At 71.6% G+C, this 21232-nt stretch carries 11 protein-coding genes; 6 read left to right on the top strand and 5 right to left on the bottom strand.

Features of this window, described 5'->3' with window-relative positions; genetic code table 11:
• Window positions 1-272 precede the first annotated feature (272 nt).
• From AB0L34_RS24305 to AB0L34_RS24285, 5 genes are all read left to right on the top strand, one after another.
• Entirely contained in the window at window positions 273-1100 is an 828-nt protein-coding gene (locus AB0L34_RS24305; protein WP_357464041.1) for a universal stress protein, read from the top strand.
• A gap of 127 nt (window positions 1101-1227) precedes the next feature.
• Window positions 1228-3630, top strand: a complete 2403-nt coding sequence (locus tag AB0L34_RS24300) for a phosphoketolase family protein (protein ID WP_363706826.1) — start codon at window positions 1228-1230, stop codon at window positions 3628-3630.
• Entirely contained in the window at window positions 3627-4499 is an 873-nt protein-coding gene (locus AB0L34_RS24295; protein WP_363706824.1) for a universal stress protein, read from the top strand. The genes AB0L34_RS24300 and AB0L34_RS24295 overlap by 4 nt, the downstream gene beginning before the upstream one ends.
• A gap of 65 nt (window positions 4500-4564) precedes the next feature.
• Window positions 4565-5575: a nitroreductase gene (locus AB0L34_RS24290; protein ID WP_363706822.1), complete on the top strand. Its 1011-nt coding sequence runs from the start codon at window positions 4565-4567 to the stop codon at window positions 5573-5575.
• Between the two features lie 99 nt (window positions 5576-5674).
• Window positions 5675-7351: a GAF domain-containing protein gene (locus tag AB0L34_RS24285; protein WP_363706828.1), complete on the top strand. Its 1677-nt coding sequence runs from the start codon at window positions 5675-5677 to the stop codon at window positions 7349-7351.
• 137 nt (window positions 7352-7488) lie between these two features.
• Here AB0L34_RS24285 and AB0L34_RS24280 read toward each other — a convergent pair whose 3' ends face one another.
• Window positions 7489-8127 carry a response regulator transcription factor gene (locus AB0L34_RS24280; protein ID WP_363706820.1) on the bottom strand — a complete coding sequence of 213 codons (639 nt, stop codon included), beginning with the start codon at window positions 8125-8127 and terminating at the stop codon, window positions 7489-7491.
• Between the two features lie 301 nt (window positions 8128-8428).
• Between AB0L34_RS24280 and AB0L34_RS24275 the strand changes: the two genes are divergently transcribed.
• Window positions 8429-9412 (top strand): nitroreductase, encoded by a 984-nt coding sequence (locus AB0L34_RS24275; protein ID WP_363706818.1) that lies wholly within the window; start codon window positions 8429-8431, stop codon window positions 9410-9412.
• Window positions 9413-9528: 116 nt separating this feature from the next.
• On the opposite strand, the gene AB0L34_RS24270 is transcribed toward AB0L34_RS24275, so the two are convergent.
• The 4 genes from AB0L34_RS24270 to AB0L34_RS24255 all read right to left on the bottom strand — a co-directional run bounded on the left by AB0L34_RS24270 (window position 9529) and on the right by AB0L34_RS24255 (window position 20986).
• On the bottom strand, window positions 9529-9876 hold the full coding sequence (locus AB0L34_RS24270) for a hypothetical protein (RefSeq protein ID WP_363706816.1): 348 nt from the start codon (window positions 9874-9876) through the stop codon (window positions 9529-9531).
• A 102-nt stretch (window positions 9877-9978) separates the two neighbouring features.
• Window positions 9979-16860, bottom strand: a complete 6882-nt coding sequence (locus tag AB0L34_RS24265; protein ID WP_363706815.1) for a polymorphic toxin-type HINT domain-containing protein — start codon at window positions 16858-16860, stop codon at window positions 9979-9981.
• Between the two features lie 133 nt (window positions 16861-16993).
• Window positions 16994-20206, bottom strand: a complete 3213-nt coding sequence (locus AB0L34_RS24260) for a LamG domain-containing protein (RefSeq protein ID WP_363706813.1) — start codon at window positions 20204-20206, stop codon at window positions 16994-16996.
• Between the two features lie 615 nt (window positions 20207-20821).
• Window positions 20822-20986: a hypothetical protein gene (locus AB0L34_RS24255; protein WP_363706811.1), complete on the bottom strand. Its 165-nt coding sequence runs from the start codon at window positions 20984-20986 to the stop codon at window positions 20822-20824.
• Window positions 20987-21232: the final 246 nt, after the last annotated feature.

Genomic DNA, 21232 nt, shown 5'->3' with positions numbered 1-21232 from the left:
ATCAAGCCTGACCGCCCGGAGCCGGGCACGGCGGGCCACACCCCCACCACCACGCACCGCAACCCACACCCCCACCACGACCGCACAGCGACCTCACCCGCGCCACGACAGCGCAGCGACCCTCACCCGCGTCAGGACAGCACAGCGAGCCACAACGCCACCAAGCCGACGAGCCACGACGCAGAGCAACCGCCGATCACACCCCGCAGCCCCACCGCCGGTACTAGCCTCGACGACAGGGCCGGGCGCGACGCCTGCGGAGGTGATGCCGGATGGCCGCAGCCACCGAGGCGGCCGTGCTGGTCGGGCTCGGCTCGGAGCGCAACCTGCCGGTGGTCAGGCTGGCCGCGCAGGAGGCCGCCGCGCACGGCCGCCCGCTGTGCCTGCTGCACGCGTTCAACTGGACGGCCGCGCTGGAGGCCCCGTCGATCGCGGGGCCACGCGCCGAGGCCGAGGATCTGATCTCCAGGGCCGCCGAGATCGCCGCCGAGGTCGAGCCGGCGCTGCCGGTCAGCAGCGAGATCGTCGAGGGTGCCGTCGTCGCCACCCTGGTCCGCCGGTCGGAGTCGGCGTTCCTGCTCGCCATCGGAGACGCCGGCATGGCGGCCTGCGGCGACTGCGTGCCGGCCGACGTGCCGGCGGTGCAGCTCGCCGCCCGGGCCGGATGTCCGGTGCTGGTGGCCCGCCGGGATCCGCCGCCGCAGGGCCCGGTGCTGGTCGGGGTGGACGGTTCCGCCAGTTCCCGGGGCGCGTTGGAGTGGGCGTTCGAGTGCGCGGCCCGGCGGGAGTCGCGACTGTTGGCCGTCCGGGTCGTCGAGCCGGAGGAAGGCACGGAGGACCCCGGCCTGCTCGTCGAGTTGGTGGCGCGGTACGCGCGCCGGTTCCCGTCGGTGCCGGCGGAGTGCCACACGATCCGCGGCGACCCCGGTACCGTCCTGGTCGAACAGTCCCGCTCGGCGCAGGTGGCGCTGGTCGCCGCTCGGGGCGACGAGCCGTGGCGGGGCATGCTCGGCGCGGTGAGCCAGGCGCTGCTCTACCACTCCCCCGCGCCGGTGATCGTGGTGCGCGGGTTGACGGGGGTGCCGGTGGACGGGGCGTAACGCCCGCCCGGCGCGGGACCAACGGCCCTGATCCACATCGGCGCCGACCGGCGAAGCTGGGACCGGCCCGGACGAATCCGCGCTCCGAGGATGCAGGATTCCCCTATCCGCGAGAGGCTCATGCAGTATGGACACCGCTCTCGACCTGCACAGCCCCCTGACCGAAGACGAGCTGCGCCGGCTGGACGCCTACTGGCGGGCGGCGAACTATCTGACCGTCGGGCAGATCTACCTGCTGGACAATCCGCTGCTCCGCGAGCCGCTGGCGCCCGAGCACGTCAAGCCGCGGCTGCTCGGCCACTGGGGCACCAGCCCCGGGCTGAACCTGCTCTACGCCCACCTCAACCGGGTGATCGTCGCCCGTGACCTGCGGGCCATGTTCGTGACCGGTCCCGGCCACGGCGGCCCGGCGATCGTCGCGAACACCTGGCTGGAGGGCACCTGGAGCGAGCGGTACCACCACATCGGCCGCGACGAGGCCGGCATGGCCGGGCTGTTCCGCCAGTTCTCCTTCCCCGGCGGCGTCCCGAGCCACGTGGCGGCGGAGGTGCCGGGTTCGATCCACGAGGGCGGCGAGCTGGGGTACGCGCTGAGCCACGCCTACGGCGCGGCGTTCGACAACCCCGACCTGCTGGTCGCCTGCGTCATCGGGGACGGGGAGGCGGAGACCGGCCCGCTCGCGGGGAGCTGGCTCTCCAACGTGTTCCTCAACCCGGCCCGCGACGGCGCGGTGCTGCCCGTCCTGCATCTCAACGGCTACAAGATCGCCGGCCCGACCGTGCTGGACCGGATCCCCGAGGGCGACCTGCTGGACATGATGCGCGGCTTCGGCTACCAGCCGTACGTGGTGGCCGGTGACGACCCGGCGACCGTGCACCAGACGCTCGCCGCCACGCTGGACCGGGCGCTGGACGAGATCGCCGACATCCAGCGGCGGGCCCGCTCCGGGGGCACCGTCGAGCGTCCCCGCTGGCCGATGATCGTCCTGCGTACGCCGAAGGGCTGGACCGGGCCGCGGGACGTCGACGGCAAGCAGGTGGAGGGCACCTACCGCGCGCACCAGGTGCCCCTGGCGGAGGTACGGAAGAACCCGGAGCACCTGGCCGAGTTGGAGCGCTGGCTGCGCAGCTACCGCCCGGAGGAACTCTTCGACGCGACCGGCGCGCCGGTGGCCGAGCTGGCCGAGCTGCCCCCGACGGGCGAGCGGCGGATGAGCGCCAACCCGGTCACCAACGGCGGGCTGGTGCTGCGCGACCTGAGGCTGCCGGACTTCCGCGACTACGCCGTCGACGTGCAGCGGCCCGGCGAGACCGTGGCCGGGGCCACGGGCGTGCTGGGCCCGTGGATACGCGACGTGATCACCGCCAACCCGGAGACGTTCCGCCTGTTCGGCCCGGACGAGGTCGCCTCGAACCGGCTGGGCGCGGCGTTCGAGGTCACCGACCGGGCGTGGATGGCCGGGACGGTGCCCGGCGACGAGCACCTCTCGCCGGACGGGCGGGTGATGGAGGTCCTCTCCGAGCACCTGTGCCAGGGCTGGCTGGAGGGCTACCTGCTCACCGGCCGGCACGGCATCTTCACCAGCTACGAGGCGTTCATCCACATCGTCGACTCGATGGTCAACCAGCACGCCAAGTGGCTGAAGGTGACCCGGGGCATCCCGTGGCGCGCGCCGGTGGCGTCGCTGAACTACCTGCTGTCGAGCCACGTGTGGCGGCAGGACCACAACGGCTTCTCCCACCAGGACCCGGGCTTCATCGACCACGTGATGAACAAGAAGGCCGAGGTGGTGCGGGTCTACCTGCCGCCGGACGCGAACACCCTGCTCTCGACGATGGACCACTGCCTGCGCAGCCGGCACTACATCAACGTGGTGGTGGCCGGCAAGCAGCCCGCGCCGAACTGGCTGTCGATGGACGAGGCGGTCATGCACTGCCGGCGGGGCATCGGCATCTGGGACTGGGCCAGCACGGACGGCGGCGAGGAGCCGGACGTCGTGCTCGCCTGCGCCGGCGACGTGCCGACGCTGGAGACGCTGGCCGCCGCCGACCTGCTGCACAAGCACCTGCCGGAGCTGAAGGTGCGGGTGGTCAACGTGGTCGACCTGATGCGCCTGCAACCCCCGACGGAGCACCCGCACGGGCTGTCGGACAAGGAGTTCGACACGATCTTCACGCGGGACAGGCAGGTCATCTTCGCCTACCACGGCTACCCGTGGCTGATCCACCGGTTGACCTACCGCCGGACCAACCACGACAACCTGCACGTGCGCGGCTACAAGGAGGAGGGCACCACCACCACGCCGTTCGACATGGTGATGCTCAACGACCTGGACCGCTTCCACCTGGTCATCGACGTGATCGACCGGGTGCCGGGGCTGGCCGCCCGGGCCGCCCACCTGCGGCAGGACATGGTCGACGCGCGCCAGTCCTGCCGGGATTACACCCGCCGCTACGGCGAGGACGACCCTCGGGTCGCAGAATGGCGCTGGGTCCGCGAGACGGAGGCCGGTCTGGAGAGTGGGGCATGAGCGGCAACGAGATCCTGGTCGGCTACGACGGCTCCTCCGACGCCTCGGTCGCGCTGGAGTGGGCGCTGGAGGAGGCCGGCCGCAGCGGACGCCCCGTCCGGCTGGCGTACGTCTTCGAGTGGGTCACCGTGGCCGGCTGGGTCGGCCCCGGCATCGCCCCGGGCATCTGGCCGGACGAGGCGGCCCGCCGGCAGGTCGAGGAGCTGGTAGGCAAGGCGGCGGCGGACGCGGTCGCCGCGCACCCGGAACTGACCGTCACCGGTGAGGTGTTCGACGGGCCGCCCACGGTGGTGCTCCAGGAGCGTTCGAGCCGGGCCGGCCTGCTGGTGCTGGGCACGCGGGGGCACGGTGGTTTCGGCGGGCTGCTCGTCGGCTCGACGGCGGTGGCGGTCACGGCCCACGCGCACTGCCCGGTCGTGGTGGTCCGCCAGGAGGCAGCCGCGGGCGGGCGGACGGGGCCGGTGGTGGTCGGCGTGGACGGCTCGGAGTGCTCGCTGGTGGCGCTCGGCTTCGCGTACGAGCAGGCGGCCGCCCGGGGGCTGCCGCTGCACGTGCTGCGGGCCTGGCATCCGGGGCCCGGCCAGCGCCCGCCGTCGGGTCCCGAGGCGTGGGAGGCGACGGCCGCCGACCGGGCCGAGCTGGACGAGCCGCTGGCCCGCTGGAGCCGGACCTTCCCCGACGTGGAGGTCGACGTGGAGGTGACGGCGGGCAGGCCGGCGTCCCTGCTGGTCGACGCCAGCCGCACCGCGTCCCTGGTGGTGGTCGGCACCCGCGGCCGCGGCGGCCTGACGGGGATGCTGCTCGGCTCGGTCAGCCAGCAGCTCATCCACCACGCCCACTGCCCGGTGGCCGTGGTCCGGGAACGCTGAACGAGGGGCCCGCCCGGGGCTCCGCCGGGCTGGGGCACGATGGGGAGAAACGAAAGGTCGTGACGATGAGCCACGAAACGCCGGCCAGGGACCGCCCGCTGACCACCGCCCTCGCGGAGGCCGCCGCGACGGCCGGGCACGCCCCGTCCGTGCACAACAGCCAGCCGTGGCGGTGGCGGGTGCTGCCGGACGCGTTGGAGCTGCGCGTGGTCCGGGATCCCCGGCTGACCGCCACGGACCCGGAGGGTCGCCTGGTGGCGTACAGCTGCGGGGCGGCGCTGCACCACGCGCGGGTGGCGCTGACCGCGGAGGGCTGGACGGCCGTGGTGGAGCGGATGCCTGACCCGGACGCCCCTGATCTGCTCGCCCGGCTGACCGGGCTGGCCCGTGTCGAGGCCGACCCGGAGGCCATGCGCCTGGTGCAGTGCATGCAGGTCCGGCACACGGACCGACGCCCGGTCAGCGACGAGCCGGTGCCGACCGCCACCCTGGGGCGGATCGCGGCGGCGGTCGCCGCCGAGGGGTGCCAGCTCCAGTTCCTCGACCGCGACAACATCCTGGAGCTGGCCGCCGTCGCCAGCCACGCCGCGACGGTCGAGGCGGAGGACTCGCAGCTGCGCGAGGAGTTGGAGTACTGGACCAGCCGGGGCGGCTCCGGCACCGGCCTGCCGCCGGAGGTGCTGCCCGCGGAGGCGCCGCAGACCACCGTGCCGGCCCGGGACTTCGGCCGCCCCGGCACCCTGCCGGTCGGTCCGGGGCACGACCGGGCCGCCGTGTACGGGCTCCTCTACGGCGACGAGGACGAGCCGGACAGCTGGCTGCGCGCCGGTGAGGCGCTCTCGGCCGCCTGGCTGACCGCCACCCGGCTCGGGGTGTCGGTGGTGCCGCTGAGCGGTGTGGTGGAGGTGCCGGGCACCCGGCAGACGCTGCGCGGGCTGCTGGCCGGCCTCGGCTACCCGTACCTCGTGCTGCGGCTGGGGATCGCGGATCCGGCGCACGCCGGCCCGCCGCACACGCCGCGGCTCGAGGTGCGGCAGGTGGTGGACACGTCGGCGGTCCGCTCCGGGGGCGCGTAGCGCGCGCCGTCGGCCACGGCCACCGGGAGATACCATCGCCCGGTGGCCGCCAGCGCACCGAACCCCCCGCACGAACCGCACGTGACCCCCTCCCTGGGGCTGAGCCCGCTGTCCCGGATCCGGCTCGACGAGCTGCTCCAGGAGATGCTGGACCGGGTCGGCGAGGTGGTGACCAGCCGGGAGCGGCTGCGGGCCCTGCTCGACGCGGTGGTCGGCATCAGCACCGACCTGGATCTGCGCAGCACCCTGCAACGCATCGTGGAGGCGGCCTGCGAGCTGGCCGGCGCCCGCTACGGCGCGCTCGGCGTGATCGGCCAGGACCGGATGCTGCACGACTTCATCACCCACGGCATCGACGCGGAGCTGCACGCGAAGATCGGCGACCTGCCCCACGGGCGGGGCGTGCTCGGCCTGCTCATCGACGATCCGCGCCCGCTGCGGATGCCCGACATCACCCGGCATCCGAAGTCCTACGGGTTCCCGCCGCACCACCCGCCGATGCACAGCTTCCTCGGCGTGCCCGTGCGCATCCGCGACCACGTCTTCGGCAACCTCTACCTGGCCGAGAAGCAGGGCGGCGCGGAGTTCACCGAGGACGACGAGGAGATCGTGGTCGCGCTCGCCGCGGCGGCCGGCGTGGCGATCGAGAACGCCCGCCTCTACGCGCTGGCCCACCGGCGGGAGCGCTGGCTCGCCGCGACCGCCGAGATCACCGGCGTGCTGCTGGGCGAGGTGCGCCGCACCGACGCGCTGGCGCTGGTGGCGCGGCGCGCCCGCGAGGTCGCCGAGGCGGAGGTGGCGCTGGTCCTGCTCTACGACCCCGACGCCGAGGAGTTCACCGTCGAGGTGGTGGACGGGGCGGGCGAGCAGGCCGGCGCGCTGGTCGGCACGGTGCTGCCCGCGGCCGAGACGAGCTTCGCCGCCGCCGTCGCCGAGGGCCGGCACGACCAGGTGGCGGATCTGGCCCACGCCGCGCCCTGGCCGGCGTTGCTGAGCACCGGGCCGGCGGTGGTCTCCCCGCTGGCCACCGCCGACACCCTGCACGGCGTGCTGGTGATCGCGCACCGCCCCGACCGGTTGCCCGTGGCCACCGACGACGACATGGCCCTGTTGGGCAGCTTCGCGGGGCAGGCCGCGCTGGCCATGGAACGGGCCCGCGGGCAGGAGGAACGGGAACTGCTGGTGGTCCTGGAGGACCGCGAGCGGATCGCCCGGGACCTGCACGACGTGGTCATCCAGCGGCTCTTCGCCACGGGCCTGCAGTTGCAGAGCGCCGCCCCGATGGCCACCCGGCCGGAGCTGGCCAAGCGGATCAACGCGGCGGTCGACGACCTGGACGCCACCATCAAGGACATCCGCCGCACCATCTTCGAGCTGCGCACCCCGATGAGCGCGGCGCTGCGCACCGAGATCCGCGAGGCGGTCGAGGTGGCCGCCGAGTCACTCGGCTACCGGCCCCGCCTGGAGCTGACCGGGCCGATCGACAGCGCCGTCCCCGACGAGGTCCGTCCCGACGTCACCGCCGTGCTGCGGGAGGCGCTCTCCAACGCCGTACGCCACGCCCAGGCCACCCGGTTGACCGTGGCGGTGCGCGTCGACGCCGGCCGGGTGACGCTGACCGTCACCGACGACGGGGTGGGCTGCGACCCGGCCGCCGCGCGCGGCGGGCTGGTCAACCTGCGCGAGCGCGCCGAACGACACGGTGGCGAGTTCGAGGTGCGCCGGGCCGAGCCGCGCGGCACCGAACTCCACTGGTCCGTCCCCCTGCCCGCCTGACCCCGCGCCCTCGTGCGCGATCTTGCACTTCTGGCCCGGGCAAAGGGCGCATATGCCGTGTATCGGGGGCCGAAAGTGCAAGATCGGCGAGGAAGGGAACGGGTGGGGCGGCGGCGCCGGCGGCGTGCCGGGGCCGGTCAGCGGGTCTTGCCGAGGAGCCGGGTGGCGAGGACGGCGGCCTGGGTGCGGCGCTCCAGGCCGAGCTTGGCGAGCACGCTGGAGACGTAGTTCTTCACCGTCTTCTCGGCCAGGAACATCTTCCCGGCGATCTCCCGGTTGGTGAGGCCCTCGGCCACGTACTCCAGGATCCGCCGCTCCTGCTCGGTGAGCGACTTCAGCTCGTGGGGCTGTTCGACGCCGCTGCGGATGCGCTCCAGCACGCGGGTGGTGATCGCCGGGTCGAGCAGCGACTGGCCGGCCGCCACCCGGCGCACGGCGTCGACCAGGTCGGTGCCGCGGATCTGCTTGAGCACGTAGCCGGCGGCGCCGGCCATGATCGCCGCGAAGAGCGCCTCGTCGTCCTCGTACGAGGTGAGGATCAGGCCCTTGATCGACGAGTCCACGGCCCGGACGTCCCGGCACACGTCGATGCCGTTGCCGTCGGGCAGCCGCGCGTCGAGGATCGCCACGTCCGGCCGCAGGGCCGGGATGCGGCGGGCCGCCTCCTGGGCCAGACCGGACTCGCCCACCACCTCGATGTCACCGCTGCTCTGCAGCAGGTCGGCCAGGCCACGACGGACGACCTCGTGGTCGTCGAGCAGGAACACGCGGATCATCCCTCGTTTCTACCCCGTACCCACCGGGTTCCGCACGGGCCGAAGGTCCCGAACCGGCCCGTCCGGGCCGTCGTCCGCCCCCACTCCACCGGGACGCCCGTGGGCAGGTGGGCGGAGCCAGCCGGGCCGAAGGCCCCCTGACCTGCGACGGAGCCGGCCGGGTCAAGGGCCCCTGACCTGGTACGGGGCCGGTCGGGCCCGGCGGGACGGGACGTCCGGCCCTGCCCGCGCCCCGCCCCGCTGACGCACCGTGGAGATGTACCGGAAGGGCGGCACACCTGCCACGGAAAGGAGCACAATCATGGACACCGGCTTCACCGTCGAGCAGCTACGGGCCGCCGCGACCGACGCCGTACGGGCACCGTCGCTGCACAACACCCAGCCGTGGCGGTTCCGGCTGCGCGACGGCGGCATCGAGGTGCTGGTCGACCCGGCCCGGCGCCTGCCGGCCACCGACCCGAACGGCTGGGGCGTCCGGATCGCCTGCGGGGCTGCGCTGTTCAACCTGCGGCTCTCCCTCGCCGCGGCCGGCGCCCCGGCGACCGTCCGGCTGCGTCCCTACCCGGCGGAGCCGGACGTGGTGGCCCGGCTGGTCCCGGACGTGCCGCGCCGCCCCACCCCCGCCGAGCAGGCCCTGCACGCGGCGATCCCCCGCCGGTTCAGCAACCGGGCGCCGTTCTGGCCCGACCCGGTGCCCGCCGACGCCCGCTGGCGGCTGGCCGAGGCTGCCCGCGCCGAGCACTGCTGGCTGGAGCTGCTGATCGGGGTCAGCGCCGTCAACGCGTTCGCCGAGATCGCCCGCAGCGCCCACCGGGTCCTCGAACGCGACCCGGCGTACGTGGCCGAACGCCAGGAGTGGGTGCGCTCGGCCCCCGCCCCCGACGGGGTGCCGGTCGCGTCCGGCGGCCCGCTGGGCGAGCCGCAGGACCTGCTGCCCTCCCGGGGCTTCGGCGGCCTGGACCGGGCGCCGGGGCGGGACTTCGAGCCGGAGCCGCTGGTCGTGGTGCTCGGCTCGCCCGGCAACACCGCCGTCGACCAGGTCGTCGCCGGCCAGGCGTTGCAGCGGGTGCTGCTGACCGCGACGGATTCGGGGCTGGCGGTGTCGATGCTGTCCCAGCCGATCGAGGTGCCGAGCGCGCGGGAGCGGTTGCGGCTGTCGCTGGGGCGGTTCGGCACGCCGCAGATGGTGATGCGCATCGGGTACGGCCAGCCGGGCTGGCCGACCCCACGCCGGGACGTGGACGAGGTGCTGGACCTGTTCAGCTTCAGCCCCAGGTCGACCTGAAGTACTGCTGAGCGAGGTTGTGCGAGTTTGCCGGTCGAGCCCGCAGACAGCGGCCGGCCCGTGCGGCAGTCACATGTGTGATCACCGCCCGGGCCGGCCTGGCTGGTCATCGGTGGCTAGCCCCGAGAACCATCGGGTGCAACGGAGACGTCGATCTCTCCACCGATGGACTGGACATCCAGGACGCATCCCTCCAGCTCGATTCGGGCCTGGACGGGAATACCGACTTCGTCGTTTTCCAGCGCGATCGAGATCACCTCGATCCCACCTTCCGGGATGTCAGCAACGAGTGGCTCGCGAGAGAATGCCTCGGGCGGCCAGAGGTAGTCCGGCACGCCCGAATCGGGCCTCCACTCCAACAGCAGGGACCAGTCCGTCCAGACGGTGCAGACAACGGACGAGCCGTCGGTGAGGCCGATCTGCAACGCCGCCGGCCTGCCGTCGCCGTCGACCAGTTCAGACACGGCTCTCGCTCTCCGACCCGTGACACCGTTCGGATCCAACATCTCAGGACGACCTGTCACGAAGACTCCTCTACGCGGTGGGGCGTCCCCGCAGGAACCAGACTAGCCACGGCAGCCACACTGGATGCGCGAGGCTCTGTCGTACCAGCCGTTGCCGCGAGTGCCGAGCGGGAACATCGTGACGAACGTTCCGTCCCCCTTGGTGATCAGCAGGTCGTCGCCCTTCCGGTAGAACCAGTAGTCGTCGGCTCCACCCCGCTGCGGGTTGTACGGACCCTGCCGCACCTCGTCGCTCTCGTTCCGCACTTCGTGAATCCGCTTCCTGAACCATTCCCGGGCAGCGGGGTCACCCGGATCCAGCTTGTACTCCTTCGAGTGGCTGCCCCACTTGTCACCAAACTGCTTTCCTCCGACCCCACTCAGTTCCGGACCGCAGTTGTGGACGAGAACAGGGGTGTCGCCGGCCACCACGTAGTAGGTGTGGATGTCCTCGACAGTGAGGTCGTGCATGATCGCAGCGCCGGCATAGGACCGGATGGCACGAACAACGGCATCCTCACCGTCGGCCGTCCGCAGCCGCTCGCCGATCCGAAGATCACCAGCGTCGACCCATTCGCTCCTGGTCTTGCTCCAGAAGGGGTGGTGCTGCGTCGTCTTGAGTACGGCATCCCCCGCCCCGGCGACAGCGATCCGGACATCAGCCAGGTCCACGTCCTCGTGACGATGAGTGTCGGTGACTTGACGGACGCCGGTCTCGCCTGTTTCGGGATTCGTGGCGACAACCTGGTCACCTTCTCTCAGCTTCGCTATCGGCTTCTCGTCACCGTTGGCCATGAGGACCCTGGTGTCCGGGGCGAAACTGTGCTGCTGCTTCAGGCAATCCCCTGCCCTCTTCAGCACGTCATCGGCCCACTTGGCCTCGTCGCGCCACTTCATCAGGGCCTTGCCCGTCTTGCCGAGAAGCTTGATCATGTCTCCGCCCTTGCGGAGGAACTGAAGTGCCTTCCCGACCGGCAGCATGCTCGACAGTGACCAGGCGCAGGCCTTCAGATCGCCGTCGATGCACTTCATGATGTCGTCGATGCCGAAGAACTGGATCAGGAGCTCGCCACCGGCCTTGAGGATGATGTCGATCGCCCGCTGCTTCTTGACCTCCTTGGCGCGCTTGATCTCCTCGTCGGTGGGTCCCTTCTTGCCGCCGCCCTTCCCGCCGCCGTTGCCGCCACCGGCTTCGTGCGCGGCCTGGGCGGCGGCCCAGTCGTCACCGCCGCACTTGCCGCCGCAGCCGTCGTTGTCGCCCGGCACCTCGTGGTAGTTGCCGTACATGTCCTCGTAGTCGGCGCCCGGACCGCAGGCGTCGTCGGAGCAGGCCTTGAGGCCGCTCGGGTCCGAGAACGTGATCGGGCTGTTGTTGCCGTAGGCGTAGGCGTTCCACTGCTGCGGGTCGGCCAGGTCCTGGATCGGGTCGACCGAGATGAACCGTCCCAACCCGGGGTCGTACTGTCTGGCCCCGATGTGGGTCAGACCGGTCGGGTCCTTGTCGCCGCCGACGAAGCCCTTGCTGTTGCTCCACTGCGGCTGGCTGCCGCGCGGATCGCCGTACGGGGTCTGCCGGCGGACGGTGACCGCCTGGGTGCCGGCGTTGATCGCCGTCTGCTGGGTGCCCTGGTGGTCGGTGTAGAGCCAGGTCAACCCGTTCGGCGTCCGGTTACCCACCATCTTGCCGGCGAAGCTGTAGTAGCGGATGCCGGTGACGACCGAGGTGTTCTCGCGCCGGATCTCCTGGCCCGGCAGGTAGAGCGTGGTGCCGGTGGCGTCGCGGCGGATCAGCCGCGCGCCCTCGGCGTCGTAGATGTTGGTCTCGACGGTCTGCCCGCCCGCGCTCACCGAGGCCAGCCGGCCCTCGGAGTTCCAGTTGAGCGTCTGCGAGTTCGTCCCGTTGTCACAGTTGTTCGCCGCCGTGCCGACCGGGCGACAGGTCATGTTGCCGCCGTCGTCGTAGGCGTACGTCGTGGTGACCGCCGACTGGCCCGGCGCCTCGGTAACGACCTGGGTGACGGCGTGCGGACGGACCACGTCCTTGCCGCTGGTGGGCGCCGTGTACGTACGGGTGGTGTCGCCTGCGGCGGTGTGCACCTTCTCGGTGCTGCGGTTGCCGACGTCGTCGAGGGTCCACTCGTGCCAGTACGGCGCCGGGCCACCCAGGTTGGGCAGGCCCGGGTCGGCCGCGCAGTCGATGTCCGACTTCGGCGTCCACGCGTTGGTCATCCGCCGCAGCTCGTCGTAGCGGAAGCACTGGGTGTCCGCCGCGCCGACCTCCGGAGTGTCCGCAATCGACAGGATGTTGCCGGCCGCGTCCCGGGTGAAGCGGGTGTCCGCCACCGTCCCGGTGGCGGTCTCCGGCTTGACCTTCACCCGGTCGACCCGCCGCGTGGTGAGGTCGTAGTAGGTGGTGTCCTGGACGTACACCCCGCCGTCGACCTTGCGGGTGGTCAGCGTCGGCTCACCGTACTGGGTGTAGTCCTGGCCGATGACGTAGCGGCCGACGTTGATCAGGTTGGTGGCCAGCTCCGTCGGCAGGCCGGTGACGGAGTCGTACTTCGTCTCGACGGTCTCGGTGGTCAGACCACCACCGGCCGGGTAGGTGATGCTGGCCGGGCTGCCGTCGTACGGCGAGTAGCCGTAGCCGTAGATCCACGTTCCGGCCAGGCTGGTGCCCTCGTTGGCGGGGACGACGTAGTTCGCCCCGGTCGGCTGGTAGCGGGTGTTGAAGCCGCGCGCCTGCCACTTGTAGGCGTTGGCGGAGCCCGCCGACTCGTACCGGATGCTCTGGGTGAGCTGACCGCGGACGGTCTGGCCGCTGTAGAGCTTGTCGTACTTCCACTCGGCCAGCTTGTTCGCGTCCGCGAGGCTGCCCTGGTAGAGGCCGATTCGCCGGCCCAGCGAGTCGTACTCGTTGACGAGCACGTTGTCGTTGGCGTCGGTGGTCGTCTCCACCTGGTCGTACGCGGTGTACGTGGTGGTGGTCGTGCCCTTGTCCGGGTCCTTCGCGGTGATCTGCCGGCCCTTGACGTCGTAGGCGTTGACCCACTCGTTGCCGCCGGTGTCCTTGACCAGCGTGAGCTGGCCCTTGCGGTTGTAGGTGTACGTGGTGACGTGGTCCGGCTCGACCCCGGTGCTGTCGGCCCGCTGCCGCAGCTCGACGGTCCGGCCCTCGATGTCGGTCTTCGTCGTGGTGACGGTGCCGCCCTGCGGCGGGGTCACCGTGATGGTGTCACCCAGGTACCGGGTGGTGGTGCGCCACTTCTCGACGAGGTTGGTGACGCCGTCGGTGCCGAAGAAGACCGCGTCGGTGGCCCGGGACGCGTTGTCGTAGACGGTCTTCGTCAGCGCCGGTACCGACCACTCCGGCTCCCACCAGAGCGCGCCCGAGGGCGCGCCCGGCTCGGCGTGCGCCTGGTAGGTCGTCACGGCGCGGCCGGTCGTGTCGTACAGGGTGTCGGTGACCACCCGGTCGCCGCCCACGCCGGCCTTCTGCGTCTGGCGCGGCCGCAGGAAGGCGTCCTTGATGTCGTACGCCGTCAGGTAGCCGCCCCCGGCGTGCAGCGTCCGGCTCTTCGTGTACGGGTAGGCGTCCCGGTTCGGCGCGTACGAGTAGGTGTACTCGACCGACGGGCTCGTCGGGTGGTCGGCCTTCGACCAGCCGACCTTCCAGCCCCGGGCGAGCCGGCCCATCGGGTCGTACTCGATGTCGGCGACCCGGCCGTTGTAGTCCGTGGTCCGGATCGGGGCACCCCAGTACGGCCGCGTCTCGATGGTGGTGGTCCAGTCGGTGGTGCTGCCGTTCGGGTCGGGCGTCTTGGTGACGACCTTGGTGACCGGCCCACCGGTGGCCGGGGTGTACTCCGTGGTCACCGTCCGGCCGCGCGTGTCGGTGGCGGTCTTCGGCCGCCCGTACGCGTCGAAGGTGGCCTGGCTGACGGTCTGCCACACGGTGCCGCCAGCGGCCGACCAGTCCTTCAGCCGGTCGACCCGGGTGACCGCACCCGTCGTCGGCGCGGTGTCGACGCTGGTCGCGCCGTCGTAGAACGTCCGCTCGTCGGCGAGGATGTCGTCCTGGCTGGCGGGCGCGGTGGCGCAGGGCACCGCCTTGACGGTGGTCTGCTTGACCGTCTGCGTGATGTTCGCGCCGGTGTTGCGGTTGTAGAGGTAGGTGGTGCACTTCTCGTCGCCGGTCTTGGCGATGTCACCGTCGGACTGGATGCTGTCCGTGGTGCCGTAGGTGTCGTTGAAGTTCGACACCGTGCGCGAGACCCGCCAGCCCGACCCGCCGTCCACGCCCAGGGCGGTCCCGTTGTACGTGATCCGGGTGTTGGTCCAGCGGGCGGTGACCTCGTCGCCGTTGATGGTGCGGGTGGCGAGTGCCGGCGAGCGCCACGGCACGTTGACGGTCTTGCTGACCGGCTTGGTGTCGACGCCGTTGTAGAGCACCTGCTCGCGCACCATGCCGGCGAACTGGTCCTCGTCGTACACCGTCTCGGTGCCCAGCGACGCGGCGACGGTGACCTCGCGGGTGCCGCCGGACTTGTTCAGCCGGTCGCCGTGCATGCCCCGCAGGAAGGTGGTGCGGGTCAGGGTCTGCGCCGGGGCGTCGCCCTTGCGGACCTCGACCTGGGCGTAGCCGCGGAACTGGTTCCACGTCTTGCGCTTCGGCTGCACCAGGCCGTTGTCGTCGGCGTAGTGCCAGGCGGGGTCGCCGAGGAACTTGTAGTAGGTGTTCTGCACCGGCTGGCCGCGGTCGGAGCCGCTGGCCATGACCATGATGTCCGACTCGGACACCTGCTTCACGACGTACTTGTGCCAGTACTCCGTGAGTTCCTTGCTGGAGTCGTACGGGTCCGGGCCGACCACCGGGTAGCAGAGCCGGGTGTTGGTCTCCGGCGCCGACGGCAGGCTGCCGGAGGTGCAGTCGGGCAGGCTGTAGGTGACCTGGATCTTGCCGCCGGTCTCGGTGACGATGTTGCCGATCCGCATCCGGTTGTTGCTGGTGTTGTTCTTGCTGAGGACCCGGTTCGGCATCGACACCGGCTCGAACGTCACCGGCGGCATCGCCTCCGTGCCGCCGACGAGGCCCTTGTACTGCAACGAGCTGAGCCACAGGCCGGCGTGGTCGCTGCCGTCACCGACCGCCGGGTAGGTGTGGCCGAGCGTCCACGAGTCGACGGGCTGCCACGCCGGGGTGGTCTTGGTGGTGTCCCACACCTGGGTGGTGACGGTCGACAGTCGCTTGGTGGTCCAGAACGTCGGACCGTAGTTCTCCTTGCAGTCCGCCGCCCCGGCCGTGCACTCCTGGTCCCACGGCACGTCCTTCCAGTGCGCCGCGTCCTTGATGTGGCAGTCCGACGCGCACCGGTCGACGCTGTTCAGGACGACCTGCGCGAGCGGGGTCACGGACCGGTCGGTGGCGCCGCGGTCCCAGGTGCCGTAGTCGATCCGCTTCAGCACGCCGCCCCGGGTGTACAGGGCCTTGTTGGTCGACGTGGCGTTCTTGCCGTAGTAGTTGGTCTCCTTGTCGTACCAGTACGACAGCGTGTTGCCCCGGGGGTCGACGACGTAGTCGAGGTTCCACCGCCACGTCTGGTTGCAGAACGACGAGGCGAACGACGAGACGTTGCACGGCTCGTTGGTGTGGTTGCCGGCGACGGGGACGGTCCACGCCGAGTTCGTCGCGCTGCCCTGCCCCGGCAGGTTGTTCAGGCCGAAGAAGTACTGCACGCCGTCGGACGTGGTGACCTTCCAGTGCTCACCGTTGTCGTCGCCGTTGCCGGCGCCGGTCAGCTTCTCGATCTTCGAGCCGTCCTCGCTGCGGGTGTGCCACCCCTTGCCGGCCTCGTAGATCAGCTCGCCGCCGCGCCCGTTCAGCGACAGGGTGGCGTTGTCGGACCGCCAGCACTGGTCAGCGGTGCGGTTGGTGCTGTTGTTGCCGCCGGTCATGTCGTCGGCGCACGGCACGTAGCTGCGCTCGATGTAGCCGGACCACAGGTCGAAGCCCTCACCGACCCAGGACGGCTGGCTGTTCGACGCGTCCGACTGACCGTCGACCTTGTCGGAGGTGTAGGACAGGCCCAGGGTCGGTGCCGGGCCGCCGATGGCCGGCGGCATCCGCATCGGGTACGACCAGGTGAAGCCGCCCGTCGACGTGCCCGCCGACCAGGTCGCGCTGGCCGACATCGGGGTGGCGGAGAAGTCGCCCTCCGGCCCGGAGGAGCCGGCCGCCAACGCCACCAGCGTGGCGGTTCCGGCGCTCCGCGCGTCCGCGCCGCTCGCCGTGACCGGCACCTCGGCGCTGACGGAGCTGCCGTCGTTGCGGGACTTCAGCGGCGTGGCCGCGCACTCGGCCTTCCCGGGGGTGCGCAGCCCGCACTCCGGCACCTGCCAGAGCGTGAGCCGCGACGACCAGTTGCCACCGAAGGCGTGCTTGAAGCCGCGGTAGTCCACCGAGACGGTGGCGGCGGCCGGCTGAGGCGCGGCCCCGTCCGGCGCGCCGGTCGCGCCCGCCCTGGTCGCCGGCTGGTCGGCGCTGACGCCGCCGACCCGCAGCAGCAGACCGTCGCGCCAGCGCGCCGGCACCGCCGACCGGTCCAGCACCTCCACGGACACCGCCGACGCGCGGTCGCCCGCCGCGCCGGGGGCGCGGCTCACCGACACCGGCAGTGCTCCCGCCTTCACCGGAGCAGCGGCGGCCCGCCGCGCACCGGCCGGGGCGTCGGGCAGGGTCACGGACGCCTTGCCCGGCTCCGGCCACACGGGGGCGGCGAGCTTCGCGCTCTCCGCCTCCGTGACGGGGTACGCCCGCCCCTGCGCCGTGCTGCCGTGCTTGTCGAGCTTCTCCCGCTGGCCGGTGAGCTTCGTCGGGTCGGGCGCCGCCTGCGCGGGCGCCGACAGGCCGGAGACGGCGAGGGTACCGGTGAGCGCCGCCGCCACGGCGACATGGATCCGATTAGGCCGCTTTAGCAGCCTTTGTGGTGGTTCGAGGAGTGGTTTCGGGACGTGTTTCACTGTGCCTCCACAGGCTCGGTCGCAGGGATCGATGGAGAGGAAGAGGGGTGAGAGGGGGTCAGTCGACCGGCTCGACGGTCTCGGCGGACTCGGAGTTGAAGAGGATCTTGACGGCGGTGTCCGTCAACGCGCCCTGGTAGAGACCAAGGTCGTCGATCTCACCGCGCCACCGGTTGACCATGCCCGGTGTTCCCCCGGCCGGGGTCCACTGGCCGCCGCCCACGGCCAGCGGGCCGGTGGCGTCGAACGCTCCGGTGAAGGTGCCCGAGAAGGGGACGTTGGCCTCGAGGACGCCGTTCACGTAGAGGCGGATCTCCCGTCGGGAGGCGTCGTGGACTCCCACCAGGTGGGTCCACCGGGAAAGGTCGTCCTCCTCGTTCAGCTCCCGGGACATCATCAGCAGTTCCTTGCTGTTGCCGTTCAGGTCGTTGTCCGCTCCGAAGACGCTGAACGACCACCGGTTCTCCGTCACGCCGTTCACCACCCGCTCTCGCAGCCCGAGGTAGAAGGCGGACTGCGTCGCTCCCATCTGGGAGACGGCGGTCTGCGTACCGCCGAGCGCCGACGGGCGCACCCAGACCGCGACGGAGAAGGACTGGTCGGTGCGGAGGACCCGGCCGTTCTGCCAGACGGGGTTCTGGGGCTCGCCGAGGTTGTCCTGGGAGAGGCCGTACTCGCGGGTGGCCAGGCCGTAGTAGGGGTCGGTCGTGTCCTCCGTGAAGTGCACCGCGTCGAGCGCCAGCCCGTCGTCACGGTGCCCGGCCCCGACGTTGCTGCCCTGGGTCAGGGCCAGGTGACGGCCGAACTGGCCGGCCTCGGGAGCACTGCACAGCGTCGGATCGAGGAACTCCTCGTAGCAGGGCTGGGCGCCGGAGAAGGTCCAGTCGCCGACCTTGACCGCGCTGAGCATGCCGGGCTCGTCGAAGCCGCCCGACTCCGGGTCCTCGGCGGACTGGCCGACGAAGTCGTGGTCGACGAGGATCCGGTCGTAGACCTGGACGTCGGCCAGGTTGCCCTTGAAATAGTTGCTCACCGCGCCGGAACTCCAGCCGCGCCCCACGGCGAACTTGCCGTTCGCGCTCCAGGGCGTCGCGGTCCGGGCGACCTCGGCGGTGAGGGCGCCGTTGACGTAGAGCCGCACCTTGCCGGCGGTCTTGTCGTACACGCCCGCGATGTGCGTCCAGCGGCCCACGTCCGCGGAGGTCAACGCGGTGCTGCTGAACGCGGCCCGGCTCGCGCTGGACTGGAGGTCGGTGTCCTTCATCAGGAACGACCAGCGCGGCGTCGACGGCGAGCCTTCGAGACGCGTGCCGAGGTGGAACCCGGCGGCGCTCACGCCCTCCTGCGAGGCCACCACCATGTCCGTCGTCGTCGGCAGGGAGTTCAGCCGCACCCAGCCGGCGACGCTGAACGACCTGGTGGTGTCGACGACCTTCGTCGTGGTCGTCAACGCCGAGGAGGTGCCGTTGAAGGACGCCGTCTCGCCCCGGATCAACCTGAGGTCACCGGTCCAGGAGACGCTGCCTCCGGTGAAGGAGTTGTCGCCGGCCAGCGTCGGCTGGCTGTCCGCCATCGGTCCCGGGTCGACGCCCGGGTAGTTCTCCAGCCCCCAGCGGGCGATCGCGGGCGTCGGCCGGGCGGCGGTGAACTCGTGCGAGCCGTAGCCGATGTTGCCGGCGCCGTCGACGGCGGAGACGGAGATGGTGTTCTGGCCGTACTTCGACACCATCAGCGACACGCTGGCCTGCTTGCCCGTGACGGTGACACCTGTCGACGGGTCGGTCCAGGTGCCGGTCGTGGCGGCGATCTCCGTGGTGGGCGGGTTGACCCAGCCGTACCGGAACTTCGTCACGGTGGTGTCGGTGGAGCGGACCGCGAAGGTGGCCACGGTGCCCGGCACGGGGGGCGCCGAGGTGAGCGTCGCGGTCACCGGGGGCACCTTCGTGTCGGCCATGAACTTGCACCAGTCGGACCAGACGCTGGTGCGGCTGTAGGGGGCGGGGTCGGTGGCCCTGGCGCGGAACGCGTACGTGACGGCCTCGGACACGGTCACCGCCGCCGTGGTGGAACGACCGCCGGCGGGCACGGACGCTCCGGCGGGTGGCGTCCGGCGCGGCGTCGACGCGTCGATGACCCCGTTGGCGGGCACCTGCACCCACTCGTACGCCGTGGTCAGCGCCTGGGTGCTGTCGGCGTCCGGGAAGATCGCCGAGAAGGTCGGCTTCAGGGTGCCGATGACCAGCGTGGTGTTGGTGGGGCAGGCCACGCCGGCTGCCTGGAGGCTGCTGGGCTTGCCCGGGATGTTGTCGTAGTCGACGATCAGCTTGGCGTTGTTGGGAAAGAACTTCTTCCACCGGTCGGTGGTCGACTCGCCCGAGCCGTCGGTGGCGCTGCACGCGCAGAAACCGAAGGTGATGTTCGTGGCGTTGCTGGTCGCGTGGGTCTGGATGACGCTCGTGACCGACGAGCCGGTGAAGTTGACCGTCATGTCCGGCTGCGGCGAGTCCGAGCAGCCCGAGCCCTCGTTGGCGTGCGAGCTGGCCGACGACCTGAGGCTGTTCAGCTTGGGGGACCATCCGGTGCGCGGCGTCGAGGCGATGCCACCCGAGTGGTACATGTACGTGGGCGTGTTTCCGCAGGACCAGGAGTGGTCCAGCTTCATCTGCACGTACGCCGACTCGATGTGCTTGCCCTTCATGGCGGTGAGGGGGAAGTCGAAGAAGGAGCGGTACAGCCTGCCGCTCTCGGGGTCCTTGCCCACCCGGGCGACGGTCGTGTCGGTGTTGTTGGTGTTGTTGCTCGTCGCGTACGCCCACCGGGACTTGCCGGTCGACCACGCCGGGTCGATGTAGACGGGGAACGTCGCGTTCGCCGGGGCGAGCAGCTTCGCGTCCGGCCGCAGCACCAGGTCACCGCCGGCCACCTCGACACCCACCGGCGCGGTCTTCGCCGCGTCGCCCGGCGCCGCCGCCGACGACCGCGACGGCAGCCCGCCACCGGTCGGGGCGTCGGCCGCCGGCGCGCGGTCCGCTCCGGCCGACCGGGCCGGGGCGGCCGACGAGGTGTCGTTCGAGTCCCACATGACGGCGGCGTCTGCCGAGGCGAGCAGTTCGCCACCCGCCATGGCCGTCAGCCGCCCGTCGGCGCCCCGCACCACCCGGGCGTCCCCACCCAGATCGAACCGCAACTCCCGCAGCCTCGGGTTGGCCGCCGCCTGCGCCGACTTCACCACGAACACATGCGTGAAGCCGGTGCGGGTCGCCCGCAACACCAGATCAACCCCCGGCAACACCTCCCCATAGGTCGCCGCATCACCACTGACCGACGGCTTCGGCAACCCACCCGGCCACGACAGCGACAACGACCTCCCCCGCCGCACCAACGTCACCGCCGCACCCACACCACCGTCCGAGAACCGCACATCCGCCACCGACGCCACCGGACGCCAACCATCCGACCCACGCCGCAACGACAGATCCACATCCACCCACGACCCGTCCGACCGCTTCACCCGCTGCGGCACCACCGCCGACTCCGACGTGAAACCACCCGACGGATTCGCGAACACCTGCGTCAACTCCGTCCGAGCCGACGCCACCTCCACCCGCCGACCCGACCGCACCGCCGCCACCGCCGCCGACCCCGCATCCGGCGCCACCGAGGGATCGGTCCGCGGCGCCGCCGGGGCGGCCTGGGCCGCCGACGGCACCCCCAGGACCGAGGCGACGAGCGTCCCTGCCACGAGCACGGCGACGGCCGCGCGAGTACGGTTCATGGGCTTTGGTGGTTGTTTGCGTGATGCGTTCGGGACGCGTGTCACCGTGTGCCTCCAAGGCGTGATCGAAAAACGGCGGAACTTGGTGAGGTGGAAGGGAACCGGTGGTGCTCAGCCCACGGCGTCGGTGGCCGCCGTGGGCTCCTCGGTGAAGATCTGCTCCACGGCCACGCTGGTCAGCGCACCCTGGTACAGGCCGACGTCGTCGATGTCGCCGTGCCAGCGGTCGACCAGCAGGGTGCTGCCGCCGGGTGGGGTGTACCGGGCGGCGCCCACGTGGAGCGGACCAGTGGCGTCGAAGGTGCAGGCAGCAGCCAGCGGCCAGTAGTCATCGCAATCCCCCGTGGAAGATGAGAACCAGTCGGCCGAACTGTAGGGGTGCCCCCGATCCTTGTCTATATCGATCACCGTCCGTGACTTCGGACCGGACTCCGCCGCTCACCGGGCACCGGGAAACCACCCACGGTGAACGCTTTCCGGACAGCACGACGGCGGCCGTCCACTCAGGACAGTGGACGGCCG

Origin of the sequence: Micromonospora sp. NPDC052213 (assembly GCF_040679695.1) — a bacterium.
Classification (GTDB): Bacteria; Actinomycetota; Actinomycetes; order Mycobacteriales; family Micromonosporaceae; genus Micromonospora.
Note: the sequence above shows the minus strand (reverse complement) of the source record. Positions and strands in the feature narration are given on the sequence as shown.

Excerpts from the sequence above, each read along its gene's own strand:
- AB0L34_RS24275 (WP_363706818.1), top strand. The coding sequence starts at position 8,429 with ATGGACACCGGCTTCACCGTCGAGCAGCTACGGGCCGCCGCGACCGAC.
- AB0L34_RS24295 (WP_363706824.1), top strand. The coding sequence starts at position 3,627 with ATGAGCGGCAACGAGATCCTGGTCGGCTACGACGGCTCCTCCGACGCC.
- AB0L34_RS24280 (WP_363706820.1), bottom strand. The coding sequence starts at position 8,127 with ATGATCCGCGTGTTCCTGCTCGACGACCACGAGGTCGTCCGTCGTGGC.
- AB0L34_RS24305 (WP_357464041.1), top strand. The coding sequence starts at position 273 with ATGGCCGCAGCCACCGAGGCGGCCGTGCTGGTCGGGCTCGGCTCGGAG.
- AB0L34_RS24290 (WP_363706822.1), top strand. The coding sequence starts at position 4,565 with ATGAGCCACGAAACGCCGGCCAGGGACCGCCCGCTGACCACCGCCCTC.
- AB0L34_RS24300 (WP_363706826.1), top strand. The coding sequence starts at position 1,228 with ATGGACACCGCTCTCGACCTGCACAGCCCCCTGACCGAAGACGAGCTG.